The organism is Collinsella sp. MSK.8.10 (assembly GCF_019041915.1).
Lineage (GTDB): Bacteria > Actinomycetota > Coriobacteriia > Coriobacteriales > Coriobacteriaceae > Collinsella.
Genome location: NZ_JAHPYF010000005.1, coordinates 145,490 through 170,625 on the forward strand (window position 1 = coordinate 145,490; position 25,136 = coordinate 170,625).

The 25,136-nt window shown below is 59.2% G+C and carries 21 protein-coding genes and 2 tRNA genes; 11 read left to right on the top strand and 12 right to left on the bottom strand.

Annotation, left to right across the window (positions count from 1 at the left end):
• Positions 1-6: 6 nt before the first annotated feature.
• From KTF55_RS07005 to KTF55_RS07020, 4 genes are all read right to left on the bottom strand, one after another.
• The gene (locus KTF55_RS07005; RefSeq protein ID WP_006236059.1) at positions 7-549 is read right to left on the bottom strand and encodes a peptidylprolyl isomerase; all 543 of its coding nucleotides are present in this window, start codon (positions 547-549) and stop codon (positions 7-9) included.
• Between the two features lie 101 nt (positions 550-650).
• Entirely contained in the window at positions 651-1,799 is a 1,149-nt protein-coding gene (locus KTF55_RS07010; protein ID WP_217108165.1) for a zinc ribbon domain-containing protein, read from the bottom strand.
• Between the two features lie 103 nt (positions 1,800-1,902).
• Positions 1,903-4,626: an HAD-IC family P-type ATPase gene (locus tag KTF55_RS07015; protein WP_217108166.1), complete on the bottom strand. Its 2,724-nt coding sequence runs from the start codon at positions 4,624-4,626 to the stop codon at positions 1,903-1,905.
• Positions 4,627-4,702: 76 nt separating this feature from the next.
• Positions 4,703-4,779, bottom strand: a tRNA-Arg gene (locus KTF55_RS07020).
• Positions 4,780-4,983: 204 nt separating this feature from the next.
• Between KTF55_RS07020 and aroF the strand changes: the two genes are divergently transcribed.
• The 8 genes from aroF (at position 4,984) to aroQ (ending at position 13,431) form a co-directional block, all read left to right on the top strand.
• A complete protein-coding gene (gene aroF, locus KTF55_RS07025; protein ID WP_196031211.1) occupies positions 4,984-6,006 on the top strand; it encodes a 3-deoxy-7-phosphoheptulonate synthase in 1,023 nt (340 codons plus the stop codon).
• A gap of 3 nt (positions 6,007-6,009) precedes the next feature.
• Positions 6,010-6,924 carry a prephenate dehydrogenase/arogenate dehydrogenase family protein gene (locus KTF55_RS07030; protein WP_217108167.1) on the top strand — a complete coding sequence of 305 codons (915 nt, stop codon included), beginning with the start codon at positions 6,010-6,012 and terminating at the stop codon, positions 6,922-6,924.
• Between the two features lie 36 nt (positions 6,925-6,960).
• The gene (aroB, locus tag KTF55_RS07035; RefSeq protein ID WP_217108168.1) at positions 6,961-8,067 is read left to right on the top strand and encodes a 3-dehydroquinate synthase; all 1,107 of its coding nucleotides are present in this window, start codon (positions 6,961-6,963) and stop codon (positions 8,065-8,067) included.
• Positions 8,061-9,380, top strand: coding sequence for a 3-phosphoshikimate 1-carboxyvinyltransferase (aroA, locus tag KTF55_RS07040; protein ID WP_217108169.1), 1,320 nt, complete (start codon positions 8,061-8,063; stop codon positions 9,378-9,380). The genes aroB and aroA overlap by 7 nt, the downstream gene beginning before the upstream one ends.
• 1 nt (position 9,381) lies before the next feature.
• Positions 9,382-10,479: a chorismate synthase gene (gene aroC, locus KTF55_RS07045; RefSeq protein ID WP_117840303.1), complete on the top strand. Its 1,098-nt coding sequence runs from the start codon at positions 9,382-9,384 to the stop codon at positions 10,477-10,479.
• Between the two features lie 53 nt (positions 10,480-10,532).
• On the top strand, positions 10,533-11,678 hold the full coding sequence (gene pheA, locus KTF55_RS07050; protein ID WP_217108170.1) for a prephenate dehydratase: 1,146 nt from the start codon (positions 10,533-10,535) through the stop codon (positions 11,676-11,678).
• Entirely contained in the window at positions 11,679-12,929 is a 1,251-nt protein-coding gene (locus KTF55_RS07055; protein ID WP_217108171.1) for a shikimate kinase, read from the top strand.
• A 64-nt stretch (positions 12,930-12,993) separates the two neighbouring features.
• Positions 12,994-13,431: a type II 3-dehydroquinate dehydratase gene (gene aroQ, locus KTF55_RS07060; protein ID WP_217108172.1), complete on the top strand. Its 438-nt coding sequence runs from the start codon at positions 12,994-12,996 to the stop codon at positions 13,429-13,431.
• A 104-nt stretch (positions 13,432-13,535) separates the two neighbouring features.
• Here the strand turns inward: aroQ and KTF55_RS07065 are convergent.
• The 3 genes from KTF55_RS07065 to KTF55_RS07075 form a co-directional block, all read right to left on the bottom strand.
• A tRNA-Arg gene (locus KTF55_RS07065) sits at positions 13,536-13,612 on the bottom strand.
• Positions 13,613-13,666: 54 nt separating this feature from the next.
• Complete coding sequence (locus KTF55_RS07070) at positions 13,667-14,434, bottom strand: ABC transporter ATP-binding protein (protein WP_006236046.1); 768 nt, start codon at positions 14,432-14,434, stop codon at positions 13,667-13,669.
• An 11-nt stretch (positions 14,435-14,445) separates the two neighbouring features.
• Entirely contained in the window at positions 14,446-15,291 is an 846-nt protein-coding gene (locus KTF55_RS07075; RefSeq protein WP_022094778.1) for an ABC transporter permease, read from the bottom strand.
• A 160-nt stretch (positions 15,292-15,451) separates the two neighbouring features.
• Between KTF55_RS07075 and KTF55_RS07080 the strand changes: the two genes are divergently transcribed.
• The gene (locus KTF55_RS07080; RefSeq protein ID WP_217108173.1) at positions 15,452-16,423 is read left to right on the top strand and encodes a glycosyltransferase family 2 protein; all 972 of its coding nucleotides are present in this window, start codon (positions 15,452-15,454) and stop codon (positions 16,421-16,423) included.
• A gap of 102 nt (positions 16,424-16,525) precedes the next feature.
• On the opposite strand, the gene KTF55_RS07085 is transcribed toward KTF55_RS07080, so the two are convergent.
• From KTF55_RS07085 to rfbA, 5 genes are all read right to left on the bottom strand, one after another.
• Positions 16,526-17,980: a sugar nucleotide-binding protein gene (locus tag KTF55_RS07085; RefSeq protein ID WP_217108546.1), complete on the bottom strand. Its 1,455-nt coding sequence runs from the start codon at positions 17,978-17,980 to the stop codon at positions 16,526-16,528.
• A 122-nt stretch (positions 17,981-18,102) separates the two neighbouring features.
• Positions 18,103-19,122: a dTDP-glucose 4,6-dehydratase gene (rfbB, locus tag KTF55_RS07090; protein ID WP_217108547.1), complete on the bottom strand. Its 1,020-nt coding sequence runs from the start codon at positions 19,120-19,122 to the stop codon at positions 18,103-18,105.
• A gap of 75 nt (positions 19,123-19,197) precedes the next feature.
• On the bottom strand, positions 19,198-20,172 hold the full coding sequence (locus KTF55_RS07095; RefSeq protein ID WP_006236235.1) for a hypothetical protein: 975 nt from the start codon (positions 20,170-20,172) through the stop codon (positions 19,198-19,200).
• Positions 20,173-20,181: 9 nt separating this feature from the next.
• Positions 20,182-20,619: a DUF4869 domain-containing protein gene (locus KTF55_RS07100; RefSeq protein WP_349100083.1), complete on the bottom strand. Its 438-nt coding sequence runs from the start codon at positions 20,617-20,619 to the stop codon at positions 20,182-20,184.
• Positions 20,620-20,714: 95 nt separating this feature from the next.
• The gene (rfbA, locus tag KTF55_RS07105; RefSeq protein WP_217107898.1) at positions 20,715-21,614 is read right to left on the bottom strand and encodes a glucose-1-phosphate thymidylyltransferase RfbA; all 900 of its coding nucleotides are present in this window, start codon (positions 21,612-21,614) and stop codon (positions 20,715-20,717) included.
• A 156-nt stretch (positions 21,615-21,770) separates the two neighbouring features.
• Between rfbA and KTF55_RS07110 the strand changes: the two genes are divergently transcribed.
• A complete protein-coding gene (locus KTF55_RS07110) occupies positions 21,771-24,242 on the top strand; it encodes a glycosyltransferase (protein ID WP_217107899.1) in 2,472 nt (823 codons plus the stop codon).
• 314 nt (positions 24,243-24,556) lie between these two features.
• Positions 24,557-24,655, top strand: coding sequence for a restriction endonuclease subunit S (locus tag KTF55_RS10150; protein WP_367303218.1), 99 nt, complete (start codon positions 24,557-24,559; stop codon positions 24,653-24,655).
• The last annotated feature ends 481 nt before the right edge of the window (positions 24,656-25,136 follow it).

Sequence of the window (25,136 nt, forward strand, 5' to 3'; positions counted from 1 at the left end):
TCCCCTTTACTCGTGAACGATCTCGACATGGACGATCTCGTCGCCGGCACGCAGCTGCGAAATCACATCGAGACCCTCGACCGTGGTACCAAAGACGGTGTAACCGGAATCGAGGTTATGCTGGGCGCCCAGGCAGAAGTAGAACTGCGAACCCGCGGAATCGGGGTCCATGGAGCGTGCCATGGCAAGGGCACCGTCGACATGGCTGTTGCGCGGATTGGTGGCAAACTCGCCCTTGATGCAGTAGCCGGGGCCACCGGTACCGGGCATGCCGTCGGGGCCCTCAAGACCGGCAGCAACGTCGGCGCCGGACATGTCGCGGGTATTGGGGTCGCCGCCCTGGATGACAAAACCGGGCACATAGCGATGGAACTTAAGGCCATCATAGAAACCCATCGTGGAAAGCTCGCAGAAGTTCGCGACATGAATGGGAGCGCCCTCGCCGTCAAACTTGACCTTGATGGTACCCTTCGACGTCTCGATAACGGCGCACTCGTCGCCGGCAAGCTGATACTCGGGCGTGTAGAGCTCTTTCTTAAAACCAAACATGTGGTTCCTTCCTCGTGCGTTTAAAGCATATTTGTACGAATTGTAGCAATAAGCATGCGCTTACATCAATTGCGCACGTAGGTTATGCCGACTATGGCGAACTAATTTTGGGAACGCTGCTGCGGCTTCCAGGAGCCCACATTGGCGTCGTACTGGTTCAGCGCGCTGTTGCCGCCCTGTGCGATGGGCGCCAGGATCTCGCTTTGGTGGGAACTCATCGACTCGCCATCGGGAATGGCCAGCGAGATATCCCAGCTCTGGCAGATCACGTCGACACGCTCGTACATCCACTCGGCAAGCTGCTTTAAGTGGGCGATGTCGTCCGCATAGACCGTATCGTCCTGATACTTAAGGTTGTTAAGCTCATCTTGCGTCTTTTTGATCTGGTCGCGCAGGGCGTAGGCACTCTGCGACAGCTCCTGGCGGGTGGACAGCGGCGTTCGGAGATAGCCGTTGTTAAAGGAATCGATGACCTCGCCGATCTGGTCCTCGTCACCGTAGGACACGATGGCCTGATACAGACCGTCGAGCCTGGTATAGAGCTGATCATCGGTGAGCACGGTTTCTTCCTGGACCACCTCGGCAGAATCGTCTTGCTTGGTATCGTCCTCAGTCGCCTCGCCCTTTTGGCGCGTAGGGAAGGTCGTCTGCGCGGCCTGGCCAAACTGGTCATAGAAGTCGGGCATAACACCCATGGGATCGGCCGTCACGAACCAATAGGCACCGCCGCAAACGACGGCAAGAACCGCGATGACGATGAGCGGCTTGGGGATATGACGCTTGTGCTTGTGATAGGCGTCCTCGTCGGGGTGCACCTTGCGCTTGGGTTTTTGAGGATCGTCGTGCAGGGAAACCGGCGTGGGAATATCGACCTTGGGAATACCGAAATCCTTATCGAAAGCCGGCAGCACGCAGGTCTCGTTAGGATCGGCGGCGTCCGAAAGCACCGCAGCGGCAGAGGCCGGCGCATGAGGCACCTCGGTATCGATCTGCTCTTGCGTTAGGCGCGGAAAGCCCGCCGTGCGGCCCGCTGCCAGGTCGGATGCGGCCGCGTCCTCAGAGAGGATACCCGGAGCGGGGCGTCCGCATTTGGGGCACGTACGATCATGCGGAGAAAGACGGGCACCGCAACCCTCACAGAACACGAACTCGGTGTGCTCGGGACCATCGCCCGGACCCACATAGGCGTTGCAATAGGGGCAGAACGAGGCGCCGTCCTCGATAGTCTTAAGGCAATGCGGGCAGATCACGGCATCCTCTTTTCGAAGCAATTCAAACAATCGAGGTTAGAGCATAACATCGCCACGGCCCCACAGGAACAAGGCACCAATTCAACATCGCCAGGGCGCGTAGCTACTTCTTCTTTTTGCTTGGCATCGAGACTTTGATGCCTTGGGCGGACTTCGTCACGCGGGAGCGCTTGGCTCCGGCACTCCTCTTTTTCTTGGGCTGGGCCTGGGCCACGCCCTCGAGCGCGCGGGCCTCGGCCTCGCGAACGGTGCGATCTTCGCGGCGCTGCGCCATGTCGGCGGCGAAGCGCTTGGCAAAACGCTCGGCCGTCGAACCCGTCGAGCTCACCTTGCCGCCACCGCGACCCAGGCGGACGCGCACACCGCGGCCAAAACCAGTTGCGGCATGACGACGACGCGGCTTGAGCGAATCCATCATCGTGGCGAGCTTAAAGAACACCGAGCAGGTAAAGACCACGATGACAGCCAAGATAACCATCTGGCCCATCGACAGGTTGGCAATAGACAGCAGCTCCGGGAATCCGATAACGCCCACCAAGATGCCGGCGACTACAAACACAAAGAGCACCACACGTAAGGGCGTGAGCGGCTGCGAGATCCGCCAGATCAGGCTGACGCTCGCCGCGCACGACGTAAGCAGGCACATCGTAGACAGCGTGAGCTGGCTAAAGCCAAACACGCGCGCCACAAAGATATCAAGCGCCGCAGCCAAAATGACCGCAATCGACGCCGGCAGTGCACGCTTGAGCACGTTGGTCAAAAACGCACCCTTCACGCGAGCATTGTTGGGCTCCAGGCCCAACACAAAGCCCGGCGCGCCGATGCAGAAGAAGTTGATGAGCGTCATCTGGATGGGCTCGAAGGGGTACGGCGGCAGCGCGATGCACAGCGCCGCCAGGCCCATCGAGAACAGCGTCTTGGTCAGGAACAGCGACGCCGAACGCTGCAGGTTGTTGATGGAGCGACGGCCCTCGGCCACCACGGCGGGCATCGAGGCAAAATCATTGTCGACGAGTACGATCTCGGCCACGTTGCGCGCGGCATCGGAGCCGGCCGCCATGGCCACGGAGCAGTCGGCCTCCTTAAGCGCCAGCACGTCGTTGACGCCGTCGCCCGTCATGGCCACGGTGTGCTCGCGGCGCTTGAGCGCCTGCACGAGCTCGCGCTTCTGCTGCGGGGTCACACGACCAAATACATGGTAGCGGTCCACTGCGGCATCGAGCTTGGCCGGCGTATCGAGCGTCGTGGCGTCCACATAAGCGTCCGCCCCCGGCACGCCCACCACGCGCGCGATCGACGACACCGTACGCGGGTCGTCGCCACTGATCACGTTGAGGGTCACGCCCTGCTCGTTAAAGTAGCCGATGGTCTCGGCCGCCGAGGTACGAATCTCGTCGCGGATGGTCACAAAGCCCACGGGCTCGGCCTCGCCCACCATATCGCCATCGAGCGTAAAGCCTTCCACGCGCGCCACCACGAGCACGCGGCAGGTATCGGCAAGCTCGGCGACACGGTTCTCGACCTGCGAAAACACACGCTCCGAAAGCACAAACTGCGCGGCGCCCATCACATAGGAGCCCTGCGCAAACGAAGCGCCACTCCATTTTTTAGACGACGAGAACGGAATGACCGACAGCGGCTCAGACACCTCGACCGGGCGATCGGCGTAATAGTTGAGCAGCGCCTGGCAGGTCTCGTTGGCATCGGCCGAAGTCGCACGTGCCACGTTAGCCAGCGCAAAATCGAGCACCGTGGTATCGACGGGAACAGCCGCCTCGTCCGGGCCGGCGCCTAGGCTCACGCCCTCAACCGGCAGCGGATACGTGCCCTCGACCTCCATGCGGCCCGACGTGATGGTGCCCGTCTTGTCCAGGCACAGCACGTCGACGCGAGCGAGCGTCTCGATGCAGTAGAGCTGCTGTGCCAGCACCTTGCGGCGGGCCAGACGCACCGTGGCGATGGCGAGCACCGAAGAGGTCAGCAGTACCAGGCCTTGGGGGATCATGCCCAGCAGGGCGCCCACCGTGGACAGCAGCGCCGACGAAGGCACATGACCAGCCAACAACTCGGAGAAGCACCACGAAAGCGCGCTATCACCCGGGGTTCCCGCGGCATCCCACAGCTCGCTCACACTCGAGGCAAACAACGCCAAACCGAGCGGGATCATGATGATGCTCGCAAAGCGCACGATGGCGTTAAGCGCGTTCATGATCTCGGAATTGACCTTTTTGACGTACTTGGCCTCGTTATTAATTTTGGCCACGTAGTTGTCGGCGCCGACATGGATCACGCGGGCGCGCAGCAGGCCCGAGTCGATAAAGCTGCCGCTCATGAGCTCGGAACCGGGCTGTTTCTTAATAAGGTCGCTCTCGCCCGTCAGCAGGCTCTCGTTCACGAGCGCCTCGCCCGATACCACCACGGCGTCGGCCGGAATCTGGTCGCCGCGCCCCAGGCGGATGATGTCGTCGAGCACGATCTGGTCCAGGTCGAGCTCCACCTCGGCGCCGTCGCGCACCGCGATGGCCTTCTTGGAGGTCAGCAGTGTGAGCTTATCGACCATCTTCTTGGAACGCATGGACTGGATGACGCCAATAGCGGTATTAAGGAACACCACGAACAGGAACGTCAGATTCTTAAACGAACCGGTCAAAATGACCAGGAACGCCAAGATCACGTTGATCAAATTGAACAACGTGCAGAGGTTCTCGATGATGAGCTCTTTGACCGACTTGGTCTTGAGCTCCATGTTGCGGTTGATCTTACCGGCGGCGATGCGCTCCTCGACCTCGGCGGTCGAGAGTCCGCGCTCGATATCCGTTGCTGCCATACCACGTCCCATCACGTCGCGTCGGTATAAGAAAAACCGCCCGGACCATGCGAGGTTCGGACGGTCTTACGTTCGATGGTGCCCCATGTTGGATTCGAACCAACGGCCTTCTGCTCCGGAGGCAGACGCTCTAATCCCCTGAGCTAATAGGGCGAACGACTGGCATTATACCCAAGTGCGCCACGGGCTATCAAAATAAAAGAAAAAGCTTTGCAATTCCGAGGAAGACGCGGCGCAACGGCCCACTTTAGAAGGCAAAAGCGAGTCAGATAGTATAAACTCTCATGCACCATATATACACGGCTCGCGATGCGGGCCGTTTTTGCAAAAGTTATCCATCGAGGTGAGAGGCACACCATGATTGCAATTTTAAAGCAGAGCGCCAGCGACGAGGCCGTCGGCCATATCGTCAGCTGGATTGAGAAAAAGGGCCTGAAGACCGATGTCTCGCGCGGCGAGAACGAGACGATCATCGGCCTGGTGGGCGATACGACCAAGATCGACCCGTTCCTGCTCGAGTCCATGGATGTCGTCGAGCGCGTGCAGCGCGTCTCCGAGCCGTTCAAGCGCGCAAACCGCAAGTTCCACCCCGGGGACTCCGTCATCGACTGCGGCCACGGCGTCAAGATCGGCGGCGACCAGTTCCAGGTCATCGCCGGCCCGTGCTCCGTCGAGGGCGAGAACCTCATCCGCATCGCCCGCCGCGTGAAGGCCGCCGGTGCCACGATGCTGCGCGGCGGTGCCTACAAGCCCCGCACCTCCCCCTACGCCTACCAGGGCATGGGCCCCGCCGGCCTCGACCTGCTGTGCGAGGCGTCTGCCGAGCTCGACATGCCGATCGTCACCGAGATCATGGATCCACGCGACGTGCAGGTCTTCTTGGACAAGAAGATTGACGTCATGCAGATCGGCGCCCGCAACGCCCAGAACTTCCCCCTGCTCAAGGAGGTCGGCAAGACCCAGACCCCGATTCTGCTCAAGCGCGGTATGTCCGGCACGATCGACGAGCTGCTTATGGCAGCCGAGTACATCATGAGCGAGGGCAACGACAACGTCATCCTGTGCGAGCGCGGCATCCGCACCTTCGAGACCCGCACCCGTAACACCTTCGACCTCAACGCCGTGCCGGTGCTGCACCACCTGTCGCACCTGCCCGTCGTCGCCGACCCCAGCCACGCCACCGGCTACACCCGCTACGTCGAACCCATGGCGCTCGCCGCGACCGCCTGCGGTGCCAACGGCCTGGAGATCGAGGTCCACGACGAGCCGAGCCGCGCCTGGTCCGACGGCGCCCAGGCCCTCACCCCCGATCAGTTCGACGACACCATGCGCCGCATCCGAGCCATCCGCGAGGTTGTCTGCCAAGAGACCATGGAGTAGCCCATGGGTACGGTGAGAAACGCGCGCGTTAACCAGGGCGGCCCCAAGTGCGCCGGCATCGTCGGCCTTGGCCTCATCGGCGGTAGCTTTGCCCGCGGCTATGCACAGGCGGGCGTCCGCGTGCTGGCCTGGGACCCCGATGACGATGTCATGACGGCCGCCAGCATGGGCACTGTCGCCGGAGAGCTCAACGACAAGACACTCGGCGAATGCGACATCATCGTCCTGGCTTGCTACCCCGAGGCATGCATCGAGTGGCTCGAGACGCACGCCAAGGCGCTCGCCGACGCCACCGACACCGACGCCATCATGGGCCCCGTGGTAATCGACACGGTGGGCGTCAAGGGCATCGTGTGCGAACGCGCCTTTGAGCTTGCCCGTGAGCACGGCTTTTACTTTGTGGGCGCACACCCCATGGCGGGCACGCAGTACTCGGGCTACGTACACTCCCGCGCCGACCTGTTCCAGGGCGCGCCACTCGTGCTCGTGCCGCCCGCGGTGGACGATGCGCTCAAACTGGAGCTTTTGGGCCAGGTGCGCGAGATGGTGCGCCCCTTGGGCTTTGGCAAGTTCAGCGTGACCAGCGCCGCCGAGCACGACCGCGTCATCGCCTTCACGAGCCAGCTTGCGCACGTGGTGTCCAACGCCTACGTCAAAAGCCCCACCGCCCAGGTCCACCACGGCTTTTCGGCCGGTAGCTACCGCGATCTCACCCGCGTGGCGCACCTCAACCCGCAAATGTGGTCCGAGCTCATGATCGACGACGCCGACGCGCTTGCCTTCGAGATCGACCATCTGATCGACTCGCTTGGCACCTACAGCCGCGCCCTTAAGGACCGCGACCAGCGCTATCTGGAGAATCTCCTTGCCGAGGGCGACCGCATTAAGCGCGCACTCGACGACGAGGCCTCCCACTAGACCACCTATCACGCCAGGTCGAAAGGACCGAAGCTTATGGCGATTACCATCGATATCGACACTGCACGCCCCTACCGGGTGCATGTTGGCACGTTTTTGCTGGAGCAGGCGGGACCGCTCGTGCGCGCCACTGCCGGCGGCACCAAGGCCGTCATCGTGACGGACACCAACGTGGGCCCGCTCTACCAGATGCCCGTTAAGCAGAGCCTGGAGGCGTCAGGCTACGAAGTGAGCATCTGCACCTTCGAGGCCGGCGAGGCCCATAAGCGCGCCGAAACCTATGTTGCCATTTTGGAGTTTGTGGCCGAACACGAGCTTTCGCGCTCCGATGTGATCGTGGCACTCGGCGGCGGCGTCGTGGGCGACGTGGCGGGCTTTGTGGCCGCCACCTACATGCGCGGCTGCAAGTTTGCGCAGATCCCGACGAGCCTGCTCGCTATGGTGGATTCGTCGGTGGGCGGCAAGACCGCCATCGACCTGGCTGCCGGCAAGAACTTGGCCGGCGCCTTTTGGCAGCCGAGCGTGGTTATCGCCGACGTGGGGTGCCTAGCCACCCTCACGCCCGAGCAGTTCGCCGACGGCTGCGGCGAGGTCATCAAGCACGCCGTGATCGCCGACCCGGAGCTTTTCGCCGAGCTGGAGAAGACCCCGCTCACGCTGGAGCTGCTCAACCGCGATGTGGCCCGCGTAGCGCTCATCATCGCCCGCAATATCGACATCAAGCGCGCCGTGGTCGTTGCCGACGAGCGCGAGACCAACCAGCGCAAGCTCCTCAACTTTGGACACAGCGCCGGACACGCCGTCGAGGCCTGCGAGCACTTTGAGCTCGGACACGGCAACTGCGTGTCGATCGGCATGGGCATCATCACGCGCGCCGCGGCTCTGCACGGCATTTGCGATGCTGCACTGCCCGGTCGTATCGAGGAGCTCTGCGCCCGCCATGGCCTCAAGACCCGCTGCGACCTAGATGCCGATGCCGTTTTTGCCGAGGCGCTCCACGACAAGAAGCGCGCGGGCGACACCATCGACCTGGTGATTCCGCACGGCATCGGCCGCTGCAGCATCGACCGCACGCCGCTTTCCACTTTCCACGAACTCATTGCCGAGGGCCTCGGCCAGAAGGGAGACGCATTCGCATGCTAGCCCGCATCACCCCGTCCCCGCTTAAGGGCACCGTTCCCGCCATCGCGTCCAAGTCGATGGCGCATCGCCTGATCATCTGCGCCGCGCTTGCCAACGGCGAGACGCACGTTACCTGCAACACCACCTGCGCCGACATCGAGGCTACGGTGCGTTGCCTTACGGCACTGGGCGCTCGCATCGAGACCGTCGAGGATGGCTTCCAGGTCCATCCCACTATGAAGAGTATTGAGTTTGGCCTGCTCAAGGCACTTGCCGGCGGAACGCTTGACTGCGGCGAAAGCGGCTCCACGCTCCGCTTTATGTTGCCCGTCGCCTGCGCGCTGGGCGCAGAAGCAACTTTTGTGGGCCAGGGACGCCTGGGCGCCCGCCCGCTCTCCCCGCTCTCCGATGAGATCATTGCCGCCGGCTGCGACCTGCAGGGTCTGGGCGGTTTTCCGCTCAAGACGAGCGGCCGCATGCGCCCGGGCACCTTTGTGCTGCCGGGCAACGTAAGCTCGCAGTACATCTCGGGCCTGCTGCTGGCAGCCCCGTTGCTCGCCCAGCCCTCCTGCGTGCAGGTGACCGGCCTCATTGAGAGCCGCCCCTACATCAACCTGACGATCCAGGCCATGAAGGCCTTTGGCGTCGAGGTCAACGTCGAGCGTATTCCGGCCAAGGACGGCCAGCCCGAGGTCACGAACTTCCGCGTGAGCAGCGGCTCGTACCGCACGCCCGGCAGCGTAGCCGTCGAGGGCGACTGGTCCAACGCCGCCTTTTGGCTGTGCGCCGGCGCCATCGGCACCGACCCCATCACCGTCGAGGGCGTGTCGCTGAGCTCCGCACAGGGCGACCGCAACGTGCTTGCCGCGCTTTCGCGCTTTGGTGCCCGCATCGTGCGCTCCACCAACGCCGCCACCGTGCAGTCCGACAAGCTCGCCGGCTTTGAGATGAGCGCCCACGACATTCCCGACCTGGTACCCGTTATCTCGGCCGTGGCCTCGCTGGCTCAGGGCCGCACGTTCATCCGTGACTGTGCGCGCCTGCGCATCAAGGAATCTGACCGTCTGGTCACCACCACCCGCGAGCTCTCCGCGCTGGGCGCACAGGTGCGCATCGCCGGTGACGACCTCATCATCAAGGGTGTCGATGCCTTCACCGGCGGCGAGGTCGATTCGCACAACGACCACCGCATCGCCATGATGGCCGCCATCGCTGCGAGCCGTGCCACCGGCGAGGTCGTGATCCACGGCGCCGAGGCCGTCAACAAGTCCTATCCCGATTTCTTCGACCACTACCGCCTGCTGGGCGGCAAAATCACACTCGAGGAGGAATAGCATGTCCTCGACCTTTGGCAACGTCTTGCACTTAAGCATCTTCGGCCAATCGCACTCCCCCGCTATCGGCTGCTCGCTCGATGGCATCCCGGCGGGCATCGCCGTGGACCAGGAGGAGCTGCAGGCCTTCCTCGACCGTCGCGCCCCCGGACGCGACGAGACCGCGACCAAACGACGCGAGGCTGACGCAGCCCACATCATCGCCGGTGTTGTCGATGGACATACCACCGGCGCGCCCATCGCCGCGATTATCGAGAACACCAACACGCGCTCCAAGGATTACTCCGAGCTGCGCCGCAAACCCCGCCCCGGGCACGCAGATTTCCCTGCGCGCGTGAAGTATCACAACATGCACGACGTCGCCGGCGGCGGACACTTCTCCGGTCGTCTGACGGCTCCCTTGTGCATCGCCGGCGGCATTGCGCTGCAGGCACTTGAGGCCCACGGCATTCAGGTCATGGCGCACGTCGCGCAAATCGGCGGCATCTCCGACCTGCCGATGGACGATATGGTCTATCGCGAGGCCGACCGCAAGGCGATCCTTACGAACGATCTGCCGTGCATTGACGCCGCCGCAGCCGGCCGCATGCGCGAGGAGATCCTAGCCGCGCGCGACGAACTCGACAGCATCGGCGGCATCGTGGAGTGCGGCATTTACGGGCTTCCCGCGGGCATCGGCGACCCCATGTTCGACGGTATCGAGAACCGCATCGCACAGATCGCCTTTGGCATCCCCGCCGTAAAGGGCGTGGAGTTTGGCATGGGCTTTGCCGTCGCCGCCATGCGCGGCAGCGAGAACAACGATCCGTATCGCATCGATGCAGAGTCGGGCGAGATCGAGGTTGAATCCAACAACGCCGGCGGCATCCTGGGCGGTATTTCGACCGGCGCGCCCGTCATGTGGCGCATGGCCGTAAAGCCGACGCCCTCAATTGGCCGCGAGCAACAGACTGTAGACATGGACGCCATGGAAAATGCCGAGCTCTCGGTCCACGGCCGCCACGATCCCTGCATCGTCCCCCGAGCCGTCCCCGTAGCCGAAGCAGCCGCCGCCCTCGCGATTTGGGACGCTCTCCTCGAGGACGCAGGCCAGCTCTAACCCGACTCACCTGAGTTGCCCGTCAACTCTGCCATTACGCGAAAGGGGTCCCCATGGACCTTGCTGACATCCGCCGGGCCATCGACGGCATCGATACCACGCTCCTCAACAGCTTTGTCGAGCGTATGGACATTGCCACCGAGGTCGCCAAGTCAAAAATCGAGATGGGCAAGGCCGTCTTCGACCCCGCCCGCGAGCGCTCCAAGCTCAATAACCTCGCCAGCCGCGCGCCCGAGCGCTACGAGGCGCAGACCATCACCCTGTTCCGTCTCCTCATGAGCATGAGCAAGGCCGAGCAGCAGCGCTACATCAACGAGCTCAAGGGCATCACGGTGTCGCAAAAAGCCCATGCCACGGCCGCAGCCTTTGACACGCCCTTCCCCCAGACGGCCACCGTCGCCTGCCAGGGCGTCGAGGGCGCCTACAGCCAGATTGCCGCGTGCAAGCTCTTTGACGTGCCCGATATCGCCTTCTTTGAGACCTTCGAGGGCGTTATGCGCGCCGTACGCGACGGCTTTTGCGAATTTGGCGTGCTGCCCATCGAAAACTCAACTGCCGGATCGGTCAACGCCGTCTACGACCTGCTCGCCCAGTTCGATTTCCACATCGTGCGTTCACTGCGCCTTAAGATCGATCACAACCTGCTCGTCAAGCCCGGCACTAAGCTCGCCGACGTGCGCGAGGTCTACAGCCACGGCCAAGCCATTGCCCAGTGTGCCGGCTTTATCGAGTCCCACGACCTGCACGCCACCAAGTACCCAAACACGGCCATGTCGGCCGAGATGGTCGCCAACTCCGAGCGCACCGACGTCGCCGCCATCGCCTCGCGCAGCTGCGCGGCACTCTATGGCCTCGAGGTGCTGGAGCCCAATATCCAAGACTCGGACAACAACTACACGCGCTTTGTCGTCATCAGCCGCGAGCCGCGCGTCTACCCCGGCGCTAATCGCACCTCGCTCATGATCACCACGGCCAACGAGCCGGGCGCCCTCTATCGCGTGCTCGAGCGCTTCTACGCACTCAACATCAACCTCATCAAGCTCGAGAGCCGCCCCATCCCCGGCCGCGACTTTGAGTTTATGTTCTACTTTGATCTGGACTGCCCCTTTGGCAGCAAGGCCCTCGACGACCTGCTCGATTCCATCGACGACGTGTGCGAGAGCTTCACCTACTTTGGCAGCTACACGGAGGTGCTCTAGATGACCGATACCGCCGCAACCCGCCCTTACGGTGTGCTGGGCCGCGTGCTGGGCCACAGCTACACCCCGACCATCTACAAAGAGCTGGCGGGGCTTGAGTACGTGCGTTTTGAGCGCGAGCCCGAGGATCTTGAGGCTTTTATGACGGGCGACGAATGGGAGGGCACCAACGTGACCATCCCCTACAAGCGCGCCGTCATGGAATACCTGGACGAGCTGAGCCCGCTCGCCGAGCGCATGGGCAACGTCAACACCATCACGCGCCTGCCCGACGGCCGCCTACGTGGCGACAACACCGACTACTTCGGTTTTCAGTGCCTGGTCGAAGAGCTGGGCGTTGAGGTTGCCGGTAAGAAGGCCCTCGTGCTCGGCGCCACCGGTGGTGCCGGCACCACGGCAAGCATGGTGCTTGGCGACCTTGGCGCCACCGTGGTGCCCGTGGGCCGCTCGAGCGAGGTCAACTACGGCAACATCGCGCAGCAGTCCGACGCCGCCCTGCTCGTCAACTGCACGCCCGCCGGCATGTTCCCCCATTGCCCCGACGCGCCATGCACGCTCGAAGGGCTAGATGCGCTCGAGGGCGTTATCGACATTGTCTACAACCCCGCCCGCACGGGCCTGATGCTCGAGGCCGAGCGCCGCGGCATCCCCTGCATCGGTGGTCTGCTTATGCTTGTGGCACAGGCGGCGCAGGCCGTTGAGCGCTATACCGGCCAGGTCACCCCGCGCAAGCGCATCTTGGACGTAACGGAGCGCCTGTCCCGCCGCGAGCAAAACATTGCCCTGATCGGCATGCCGGGTTCGGGCAAAACCCGCGTGGGCGAGCAGATCGCAATGCTGACGGGTCGCGAGCACATCGACCTGGACCGCGCCCTCGAGGAACGCCTCGGCATGCCCTGTGCCGACTATATCGTCGAGCGCGGCGAGGCGGCCTTCCGCGAGCAGGAGACGGCGGCCCTGGCCGACATCTCCAAGCGCAGCGGCCTGGTGCTCTCCACCGGCGGCGGCGTGGTAACGCGCGACGAGAACTACCCGCTGCTGCACCAGAACAGCCAGATCGTGATGCTCGACCGTAAGCTCGATGAGCTCGCACACAAGGGCCGCCCCATCACCGCACGCGACGGCATCGATAAGCTGGCCGAGCAGCGCATGCCACGCTACCGCGCCTGGGCCGACCACATCATCGACTCACGCGACTGCGCCGCCAACACCGCCCAAGCCCTCCTCGAGACTCTCCCACCCGCTCTCTAACCTAAGCCACCACAAAGGGGACAGGCACCTTTGTGGTGGCTTTCCAACCGCAAAGGAAACAACCATGAAAGCACTCGTCATCAACGGCCCCAACCTCAACATGCTCGGCATTCGCGAGCCGGGCATCTATGGCAGTGACAACTACGACTGCCTGGTCCAGATCTGCCAGGAGGCAGGTGCCGCGCAGGGCTTCGACGAGGTCGAGGTCTTCCAGTCCAACCACGAGGGCAGCATCGTCGACAAGATCCAGGAGGCCTACGGCAAGGTCGACGGCATCGTCATCAACCCGGCAGCCTACACGCACACCAGCGTGGCAATCCTTGACGCCCTCAAGGCCGTCGCCATCCCTGCCGTCGAGGTGCACATCAGCGCCGTAGAGACGCGCGAGGACTTCCGCCAGGTGAGCTACGCCCGCCTGGCCTGCTTCGCCACCATCACCGGCGAAGGCCTGCAGGGCTACGCACATGCGCTAGAGCTGTTGAAAGAGCATCTGGAAAAGTAAAATGCCAACCCCAACAAACAGCAGCGGCTTGCTCGCGCTCGGCTCCAACAGCACACAAGATGAAAAAAGCCCAGACCACCAAGCGGTCTGGGCTTAATAAACGATGGTGCTCCATGGCGGATTCGAACCGTCGACCTTGGGATTAGAAGTCCCCTGCTCTATCCAACTGAGCTAATGGAGCAAATAACCGCACGCCCAAGCAAGCGCAAGCCTGTCAGGCGCAAGTAATTATAACCTAGTTGAACTGCTCGCGGTACGCCTTGCAGACCTCATCGACCGGGCCGTCCATGCGAAGGTCACCCTTCTCAATCCAAACGGCACGCTGGCAGATGCGCTCAACCTGCTCCATAGAGTGCGAAACGAACAGAACCGTCACGTCGCCGCTCTGGATAAAGTGCTGGATGCGGGCCTCACACTTTTGCTGGAAGAACACATCACCGACGGACAGCGTCTCGTCAACGATCAGAATATCGGGCTCGGTAATCGTCGCGATTGCAAAGGCGATACGCGCCACCATGCCCGAAGAGAAGTTCTTAAGCGGCATATCGACAAAGTTCTGCAGCTCAGCGAACTCGATAATGCCGTCAAAGTTGGCGTCGATGAACTCCTTGGTATAGCCGAGCAGGGCGCCGTTCAGATAGATGTTCTCGCGGGCGGTCAGCTCGGGGTCAAAGCCGGCGCCAAGCTCAATCAGCGGCGCGATGTTACCGTGCACCTTAACACTGCCCTCGCTAGGCTCAAGAACGCCAGCGATAATCTTGAGCATCGTAGACTTGCCGGAGCCATTGGTGCCGACCAGACCCACAACCTCGCCGCGATGAATATCAAACGAGATGTGCTTGAGCGCCCTAAACTCCTCAAAGAACAGCTCGTGCTTGGCAAGCTTAATGAAGTACTCCTTGAGGTTGGTCAGCGACTCGGACGCCATGTTAAAGATCATGGTGACGTCGTCGACCTCGACAGCCAGAGGCTGCTCGCTGTAATCAACAACAGATTCAGTCATCACAGCACTCCTTAGATGTAGAGGATAAATTTGCGCTCGGACTTATGGAACACGGTATAGCCAATAATAAGCGCAAGAACCGCCCAAGCGACGCACATACCAAACGTCATAAGCGAGGGCGTAGTCTGGAACAGGAAGATATCGCGCATAAACTGCAGGTAGTTGAACATGGGGTTCGCATACATCAAGATACGCACGAGATGCGGCATTTGCGCAATATAGTCAGTCGTCCAGAAGATGGGCGTAATGTAAGTCCACGCCGTAATGACGACGCTCCACAGATGCATAACGTCGCGGAAGAAGACCGTAAGGGCAGAGAGCATCATGCCCAGGCCCATGCAGAAGCACATAAGCAGCAGCAGGCAAACCGGCAACAGAATCAGGTGCCAAGAAGGCATAACGCGGAACCACAGCATGACGATGGCGACGGCGACCAGCGAGAAGGCAAAGTTGACCAGCGAGAAGAGCACCTTCTGCACCGGGAAAACCCAGCGGTGCACCTTAACCTTCTTGAGCAGAGGGGCAGCGCCCACGATCGACGTCAGGGCCTGGTTAGTAGACTCAGACATGACGGCAAAGGTGATGTTACCCACGATCAAGTACAGCGGGTACATCTCGGGCGTCATTGAGCCATTGCGGCCCTGGCCAAAAATCGTCGAGAACACGATGGCCATGACGATCATCATCAGCAGCGGGTTGAGCACCGACCATGCGACGCCCAAAACGCTACGGCGATACTTGATCTTAAAATCCTTGGTAACCAGCTGACGAAGGATAAACGCGTCCTTCTCAAATTCGTTCTTAGCAAACGTCGCAGGCAGACTGCGAGTTTCTTGTTGCTTTGTCTGATCCGACACGGATGCAACTCCTTTACTCGTAATCGTTGACAAACGAACAGTATAGACCCGACGGCCATGCAAACGATTCGCGCAACAAAACTGGAGAACTAACCCACATCTTAGGATGCCAGGCCCAAACGGCTATACTTTCTAGGATTGAATGTATAAGGAGCATTAAGTGAATTCTGAATCCATCGCCGTCATCATCCCTTGCTACAACGAAGCGCTCACGATCGGCAAAGTCATCGACGACTTTCACCGCGAGCTTCCGCAGGCGACGGTCTATGTCTATGACAACAACTCGTCGGACGATACCTCACGCATTGCCACCGAGCACGGCGCCACAGTCCGCTTTGAGCCCCGTCAGGGAAAGGGCAACGTGTGCCGCCAGATGTTTCGCGATATCGACGCCGATTGCTACCTGATGGTCGACGGAGACGACACCTACCCCGCCGAGGCGGCCAAGGCCCTCTGCGAGCCCATCCTTAACGGCACGGCCGACATGACCGTAGGCGATCGCCTTTCCAACGGCACCTACGCCGAGGAGAACAAGCGTGCCTTCCACGGCTTTGGCAATAATCTGGTCCGCGCCATGATCAAGTGGATCTATGGCTACAGCTTCGATGACGTCATGACAGGCTACCGCGCCATGAGCCGCCCGTTCGTTAAAACCTTCCCAGTGCTTTCCGAGGGCTTTCAGATCGAAACCGAGCTCTCGATCCACGCCGTCGACCACCGCTGGCGCATCAAAGATGTGCCCATCGAGTACCGCGACCGTCCCGAGGGTTCCGAGTCCAAACTCAACACCGTGAGCGACGGCATTAAAGTCGTTACGATGATCGGCACGCTGTTCAAGGACTACCGCCCGCTGAAGTTCTTCAGCCTCGTTGCGCTTCTGTTCGCGGTATTCGGCCTCGCCCTGGGCATGCCCATCGTTGTCGAATATTTCCAGACCGGCCTCGTCCCGCGCTTCCCCACCGCTATGCTCGCCGCCTCGTTTATGTTCCTGTGCGGCCTGAGCCTTGCGACCGGCTTCATCCTAGATTCTGTAGCAAAGGTCGAAAAAAAGCAGTGGGAGGTCAACGTGTACAGCAAATACGCCTACGACGACCAGCCCGGCCACCCTACTTCCATGCCAAGCGAGAGGTAGATCTTCCGCAAAATACTATTGGCACCACTGCGCAGATAGCCACCAACAAGAAAAGCCGCCGTTAAAGAACGGCGGCTTTTACTCTCGAAAAGTTAATAGCGGCTAGAGCGTCTTGATGTACTCCCCCAGCTCTTCCTCCCAGTCGGGCATGTGGAAGCCGGCAGCCTCGAGCTTGGACAGGTCGAGCGCGGAGTGGACCGGGCGCGGGGCGACGGGGCCGGCGGCGCTCGCGTAGTAGTCGGCGGTCGATACCGGCACGACCTTCTCGCCGTTGCCGTTGGCGGCCTCGAAGACGGCGCGGGCGATGTCGGCCCAGCTCCTCACGGCGCCCGCGCCGGTGCAGCCGTAGGTGCCGTAGGGGGCCTTGCTCTCCAGCACGTGGAAGATGGCGGCGGCCATGTCGCGCGTGAAGGTCAGGCGGCCCAGCTGGTCGTCAACGACGGTGACCTGCTCCAGGGCGTCGTCCGCGGAGGCGCAGCGGTCAGAGAGCATGCGCATGGTCTTGACGAAGTTGTGCCCCTCGCCGATGACCCAGGAGCTGCGCATGATGTAGTGGCGCGGGCAGCCGGCCACGGCGATGTCCCCCGCCGCCTTGGTCTGCCCGTAGACGGACAGCGGGCTGAACGGCTCGTCCTCGTCGTGGACCTCGGCGGTGCCGTCGAAGACGTAGTCGGAGGACACGTGGACGAGGGTGATCCCGTGCTCGGCGCAGGTGCGTGCGAGGAGGGCCGGCCCGGTCGCGTTGGCCTTCCAGGCGATGGCGCGGCCCTCGGGGGTCTCGGCCCTGTCGACTGCCGTGTAGGCGCCGCAGTTGATCACGGTGCCGTAGAGCGACCAGTCGTACTGCGCGTAGGCGTCCGGGTCGGACATGTCGAAGGTGTCGATGTCGCAGAAGTCGAAGTCCTTGGCGACGCCGCGCTCCTCGGCGAGCGCGCGGACCGCATGGCCCAGCTGGCCGTTGCAGCCGGTGACGAGGGTGCGCCTGGGCGCCATGGGGACGACGTCCCTGAGGTACGGGTGGTTGAGGTCGGCCTCGGAGACCGTGGCCTGGTCCAGCGGGATCGGCCACTCGATGGCGAGCTCGGGGTCGGCGAGGTTCACGAAGGTATAGGTCCTCTTCAGCTCGAGCGACCAGTGGGCGTCCACCAGGTAGGTGTAGGCGGTGCCGTCCTCGAGTGCCTGGAAGGAGTTGCCCACGCCGCGCGGGACGTAGATGGCCTTGGAGGGGTCGAGCACGGTCGTGTAGACCTTCCCGTAGGTGGCGCTGCCCTCGCGCAGGTCCACCCAGGCGCCGAAGACCGAGCCGCGGGCCACGGAGATGAACTTGTCCCAGGGCTCCGCGTGGATGCCGCGGGTGACGCCGCGGCTGTCGTTGTAGGAGATGTTGTTCTGGACGACCTTGAGGTCGGGGATGCCCAGGGCGGTCATCTTGGCGCGCTGCCAGTTCTCCTTGAACCAGCCGCGCGAGTCGCCGTGGACGGCGAGGTCGACGACCTTGAGGCCCTCGATGCCGGTCTCGGCGACGGAGAGGTCCTTCTCGAATGCGATGTCTGCCATGTGGGAAAAGCTCCTATCGAAGAGGTTGTATAACCGGGGCGCCCGCGCGGGGACGCAGGATCATCCCCATGCCCTGCGGCCCCGCGCGGGCGCCCCGCGGTGCGGTTCGCCGGGATGCGGTCTTACTGGCCCTGTGCGCGGTAGCGGGCCTCGGTGGCCTCCTTGGCGGGGCGCCACCAGGACTCGTTGGCGACGTACCAGTCGATGGTCCGCTTGAGCCCCTCGGCGAAGTCGGTGTGGGCCGGCCTCCAGCCCAGCTCGCGCTGGAGCTTGGTCGAGTCGATGGCGTAGCGGCGGTCGTGGCCGGGGCGGTCGGCGACCCAGTCGAAGTCCTCGGGGTCGCGGCCCATGGCCTCCAGGATCATGCGCAGGACGGTGATGTTGTTCTTCTCCCCATTGGCGCCGATGAGGTAGGTCTCCCCCATGCGGCCCTTGGTGAGGATGTCCCACACCGCGGAGCTGTGGTCCTCGGTGTGGATCCAGTCGCGGACGTTCTCGCCCTTCCCATAGAGCTTGGGGCGGACGCCGTCGACGATGTTCGTGATCTGCCTGGGGATGAACTTCTCCACGTGCTGGTAGGGGCCGTAGTTGTTGGAGCAGTTGGAGATCGTGGTGTGCAGGCCGTAGGTGCGGGTCCATGCGCGCACGAGCATGTCGGAACTCGCCTTGGTGGAGCTATAGGGGCTCGAGGGCTTATACGGCGTCTCCTCGGTGAACTTGGCGGGGTCGTCGAGCGCCAGGTCGCCGTAGACCTCGTCGGTGGAGACGTGGTGGTAGCGGACGCCATATTTGCGGACGGCCTCCAGCAGGCGGAAGGTGCCCTCCACGTTGGTGCGCAAGAACGGCTCCGGGTCGGCGATGGAGTTGTCGTTGTGGCTCTCTGCGGCGTAGTGCACGATCGCGTCGTGGCCGGGGACGATCCTATCGAGCAGCTCCGCGTCGCAGATGTCACCGACGACGAGCTCGACCCTGTCCTCGGGCAGCCCCGCGATGTTCTCGGGGTTGCCGGCGTAGGTCAGCTTGTCCAGGACGGTCACGTGGACGCCCGGGTGGTTCTTCACCACGTAGTGCACGAAGTTGCTGCCGATGAAGCCGCAACCGCCCGTGACGATGATGTTCTTAGGTTCAAAAATCTCAGACATGAAAATCCAATCTGAAGCAAGTACAGCTTCTTTAGTATGCCGCAGGAAGTGACGCCGCGACACTATTCAACAAAACTATCGGACATTTCGGCATGCGATAAGAGCCATGACCTTCGCAGAATTACTTCCCCTACAAAACGCCTCCGGAATGCAGTCTTTGTCGTACCGGAAGACCGAATTCCCAGTTTTATCGCGTAAGTACTTATAGAAGAAGTCTTCCCAGCTTTTAAACTTCTCACTGTTTACAAAGGCTTCTGGGGTTTCCAAAACCGCCTTAACATCTAACCCTGAAATTACGCCAGAGCTCAGCAGAAGCCACTCGAATGACTCGGGAAGACAAACCGTAACAGTATCGCGATGAATGTCTTGCAGCTTAAGGACGCGGTCCGCATAGCACCCAAATGCCGCTCCGTCCGCGACAACAAACACGCGATCGTCGAAATGCTGATCCAACCAGCCCAAAATCGCGCTGTTCGTCATGGCCGAAGCACAGGTAAGCTCACTATCAGCGAAATGCCGTTCAAAGAACTGGAAACCAGACTTACTGTCCTCGCATAGAAGGATAGAAAAGTCCTGTTTTGGCGCCGACCGGGAAATAGCATAACGATGATTCCCGCGATCTTGATAAACAGGGACGAAAGAATGGTATTTTCCGCTCGTCTTAATCTTGTAAATCTCATCCACGCTATACGGAAGATTGGGGAAATCAGCCCTTGAGATCAGCACGAAATAATTCGAGGAATACAGTACATGATGAGCAAACTCATCAGAATGGATCTCTTTTAAGCCCTCATCGACAAATACAATCGAGTCATGAACGGACGAAAGCTGGTTTCGCCAATCATAATCGGTCAAAGCGACACAGGGACAATCACATTGCAAGGAAACACCCGACTGCTCGCCCGTTCGCATGTAGTCTGCGACCATGTCAAACAGTGTCGTCTTACCCGTGCCGCTATCGCCACGCACAATAGTGATGTTCCGCTTGATGGTAAATGTGTACTTAGTTCCCCTACGGCGGGAAATCTTAACGAGATGCGAACCGTTCATAAGCAGTACCTACAGATACGGAATCGACTCGTGAATCAATTCGGCCATGTTGTGAACGATTCGGCCGCTATTCACGACTTTAATTTTAAAATCCTCGCGACCAAAGTCCATCACATGATAGAGATTCACAACGAGCTTGCGGCCTTTCGCCATGTCGAGAATCCACTTGGCACAGTTGTCACCACAGGTAGAAGCGTTAAAAATATGCTTACGATCAAATCTCATAAGCAGCAGCGTTTTCACGCCACCAGAAAGCTGGAGTGGGGAGATGGATCCAAGCACAGGGCTTTCGATGACGTTTTCGGAGACAACAACCGATCGATCGACATCTTTAATTATCGAGACTGCATAGGGATCCGTAATCCAAGAAGACCGGTAAGAGTTTTTGAAATATGTCGCTGTGTTGTAAATCGCTTCTGGCATATCGCCAAAGTAGACGCTTAACACATCCACTCCCAATCATATTGTCTTTATGGTCAACGTAATCATAACGAAAGGGGCCACCAGATAAACGGTGACCCCTAAAAGAAAACAAGCTTGCGCTAGTACTCGCGTGGGCTATTGACGATCTCGCCGGCGGCGACCTTCTTCAGGTGCTGCCCGTAGACCGACTTGCCGTAGGCCTTGGCGGCCTCCTCCAGCTCGGCGGTCGTGATCCAGCCGTTCTCCCAGGCAATCTCCTCGGGGACCGAGACCGGCAGGTCCTGGGAGTGCTCCACGGCGCGGACGAACTCCGCGGCCTCGTGCAGGCTCTCCATGGTGCCGGTGTCCAGCCACGCGTAGCCGCGGCCGAGGGTGACCACGGACAGCGTCCCCTCCTCCAGGTACATCTGGTTGAGCGTGGTGATCTCCAGCTCGCCGCGGGCCGACGGCTTAACCTCATGCGCCTTGGCGGCGACGTCGCCCGGGTAGAAGTACAGGCCGGTGACGGCGTAGGAGCTCTTGGGGCGCTCGGGCTTCTCCTCGATGGAGACGGCCCTGCCCTCGCCGTCGAACTCCACGACGCCGAAGCGCTCGGGGTCGTCCACGTGGTAGCCGAAGACCGTGGCGCGGCCCGACTGCGCGTTCTCGACGGCCTTCTTCAGGTGGCGGCTGAGGCCGTTGCCGTAGAAGATGTTGTCGCCGAGCACCAGCGCGCAAGGCTCGCCGGCGATGAACTCCTCGCCGATGGTGAAGGCCTGGGCCAGGCCGTCGGGGCTCGGCTGCTCGGCGTAGGAGAGGTTGACGCCGTAGCGCGAGCCGTCACCGAGCAGGCGCTCGAAGTTGGGCAGGTCGGTCGGCGTGGAGATGACCAGGATGTCCCGGATGCCCGCCAGCATGAGGGTGGACAGCGGGTAATAGATCATGGGCTTGTCGTAGACCGGCAGCAGCTGCTTGGAGGTCACGAGCGTGAGCGGGTATAGGCGGGTGCCGGACCCGCCGGCGAGGATGATGCCTTTCATAAAAATCCTCTCGATTGACAATCGTTGAGCAAAAGCCGCTGATTACAGATGCATAGTTAATTAAATTATACGCACCGGCAGCAACCTCCCCGTCTTCTTATTTAAATCGGACAGCAGAAACACGCAACTCTTTCTGCATTTCTAGCGAGGCAACAAATGAAAAAGTACAATGAGCAGTGTCCAACAAACGAAAGGCAAACCATGCGAGTCGTAACAACCGGAGTATGCAGAGGAAACTGGAAAATCTACCAGCAACTTAAAATCGAAGGCGTCCATGAAGCCTCCAGCGTAACAGCTCAAGCAACTACGGACGATAATCGCCGTTTGCCTTTATCCCTTCTAAATTTCAGGGACAATAGCGACGAACCGAACTCGTACGTTCTTGTAATCCCTGATCCCGATGTTCGCACCATCATAATTGAATTAAATGAAATTGATTCAGACGGTCGCACTCTGAGCAGCGACTCTATTTCACTCAATTGCAAGAACATAAAATGGGAGTCTCGTCTTAACTACAAAATAAAACCCGAAATGTGCAGCAAACTTAGAAACTATGATGACGTTTCAGAGTTTGACATGGCAACGATTGATTTTTGGCAGTGTATTGAGGATTCAAACGAATATATCCTTAGGTGTACGGTAAGAACTCCGTACCGTAGCGACTCACAAATCAAGGTTCGCTGCCTCGATCGATCCCTCAACGAAGTCAATTTGACTACCGTCGATTTCGGCTCAAATGTAACAAGCGTTGGATTCGCTGCTGGGAAAAAACAGCTTGAAACGCAGCTCTCAGTCCGAATGCCAAAAGCGTTCGATCGTTACTACTTTATTATTGACGATCAAAATCATCCTTCATTCAGCTCATTCGACTGTCTCACACCCGATAAACTTGGCTTACTTCTAGAAGAAACTAACTTCCTTTTTACCCATGCACAGTTTGATCCTGAATACCCCGAATGGTTCACGGAGCATAAGGCAACCATTGGAGCATTGGAAAAGCAGAGAAAAATAGCCTTTACCAGCGCTCCGAAGTTCAGCATTATTGTCCCTCTTTACAACACGCCTATTCCGTTTTTTAACGATATGGCGGAATCCGTTAAGGGCCAGTCTTATGCAAACTGGGAGCTCATCCTAGTTGATGCAAGTCCAGACAATCAGGAACTAAAGGCTCGCGTTGAGCATGAGGTAGCCCGCGACAACAGAATTAAATCAATTACCCTTGCCGAGAATAAGGGCATTTCCGAAAACACAAATGCCGGAGTAGCTGCTGCTTCGGGCGATTTCGTCAGCTTCTTTGACCATGACGACATCCTTGAACCGGATTTGTTGTTCTCGTATGCCGAGGCAATTGAAAACAATGATAACGTTGATCTTCTTTATTGCGATGAAGACAAACTCATGCCCGATGGAAAGCTGGCACAGCCGTTCTTTAAACCGGATTTCAATATCGATTTACTCAGAAATAATAACTATATATGCCACATGCTTACCATCCGTAAGTCCCTTCTTGACACTCTAGAACCGAATACGAAAGAGTTCGATGGAGCCCAGGATCATAATTTGACTCTCCGGGCCGTTGAAAAGGCAAGGAATGTCCACCATGTTGCAAAAGTTCTATATCACTGGCGCCTAAGCGAAACATCAACCGCGGCTAATGCCGACAGCAAGCCGTATGCCACTATCGCAGGAATCAAAGCAGTTCAGAATCATTTGGACAGGCTTGGGCTCAATGCAAAGGTCGAACAGGCACGTCGTCCCTTTACATATAAAGTAACCTATGCCGCGCCAGATTCCCATCCGCTCGTTTCGATCATCATTCCAACCAAAGATTACGCTAATATCCTCGATAACTGCATTACGTCAATTGTCGAGAAATCCACATACGACAATTACGAGCTTGTGATAATCGAAAATAACAGCACGGAAAATGCGACGTTCGAGTATTACGATAAGTTACAAGCCAAATACCCTGATATCGTTCGCCTTGTTACCTGGGAGCACGAATTTAACTTTTCCAAGCTCATGAACTTTGGAGTGGCCCGTGCCAAGGGAAATTATCTCTTGCTGCTGAATAACGACACCGAAGTGATTACGCCCAATTGGATTGAAACTATGCTTGGCATCTGCGCACGCGAGGATGTTGGCGCAGTTGGTGCAAAACTCTACTATCCCGACAACACCATTCAACACGCTGGCCTATGCGTCACGGGCGGCGTGGCAGGACATCTCTGCCAAAGCATGCCAAAAGACAACTGGGGCTATTTTGCACTCAACGATGCGCAGCAAGATTTCAGCGCCGTCACGGCGGCTTGCATCATGACCAAACGAAGCGAATACGAAAAAGTCGGAGGTTTCACCGAAGAGCTTCAAGTCGCATTTAATGATGTTGACTTTTGCCTAAAGCTTCGCGAGATTAACGATCTGATTGTATACACGCCCGAAGTCGAGCTGTATCATTACGAGTCAATTTCTAGAGGCGTTGAAAACAACACGGACAAGCAGATTCGCTTCCACAAAGAGGTCGCGTACATGAATTATCGCTGGGCAAACTACTATGTCGAAGGCGATCCATACATGAACCCGAATTTCACCGTGGGAGAACCTGGAAATCGCTATTACCACTTGTGAGATCCAAATGCAACCTCACAATAGGTATTAGCAATATCATTGCACTATAGATAAGGGGATGGGACCTCCATTCCCCCGTCCCCTTATTACGGCGACTTAATTTTGAGTTACTGATTCCTTTTTCTGTATTTAGAGAAAGAAATCTCATAGACCATTTCATTGGGGGTTGGCAAGAGGACTATTATGTAAGAAGACTCCAGCAAGCAGTTAAAGCTAATCTGAACCTCGCAACGCTAAAGTCACTGCCAGTTCCTGTTTTGAAGAATGGGAGAAGACTAGAATACGAGCGGAAGGTTATTCCATTGGAGAATGCCATGGAGAGCTACGCCGCCGAAAGCAGAACGCTAGCGAATTTGCGTGACACCTTACTTCCCAAGCTGATGTCGGGCGAGATTGATGTGTCGGGGCTTTAGATCGATTAGCATTAGTCGGGTCGGGTTAGGAATGCGGTTTTGAAGATTGCAGATATTTTATCCAATCACATTGTTCCTTTCGAGACGGAGGACATGAAGCTCAAAAGCCTCTTTAGCTTCTTTTTGCATCTTGCACCAACGATCAGCAGTTCGAGTGCGGGTGATATCCCGAAGGCTGGACTTGCTCGGACTTTGGCAAGCTTTCTTCGTGAAACGAGAATTCAGAATGACTCATTCCGATTCTATACGTCCGGAAGCATTAACAAAAAGCAACTCGAGCGTTATTCCCTATCCAGTTCTTCGACGGTGTCACGGAAAAGCAAGTGTTTCATCTGCAGCAGAAAATCTGCTGACGAATGCAAATGAGCTGTTTGCTAAGACATTTGCGCAATTCAATTGCCCACAGCAACGTGTATCTATTGAATAACAACCGAAAGTATATTCTCTTCGACGACTTCAATACCAAGCAGAATCGTTCAGC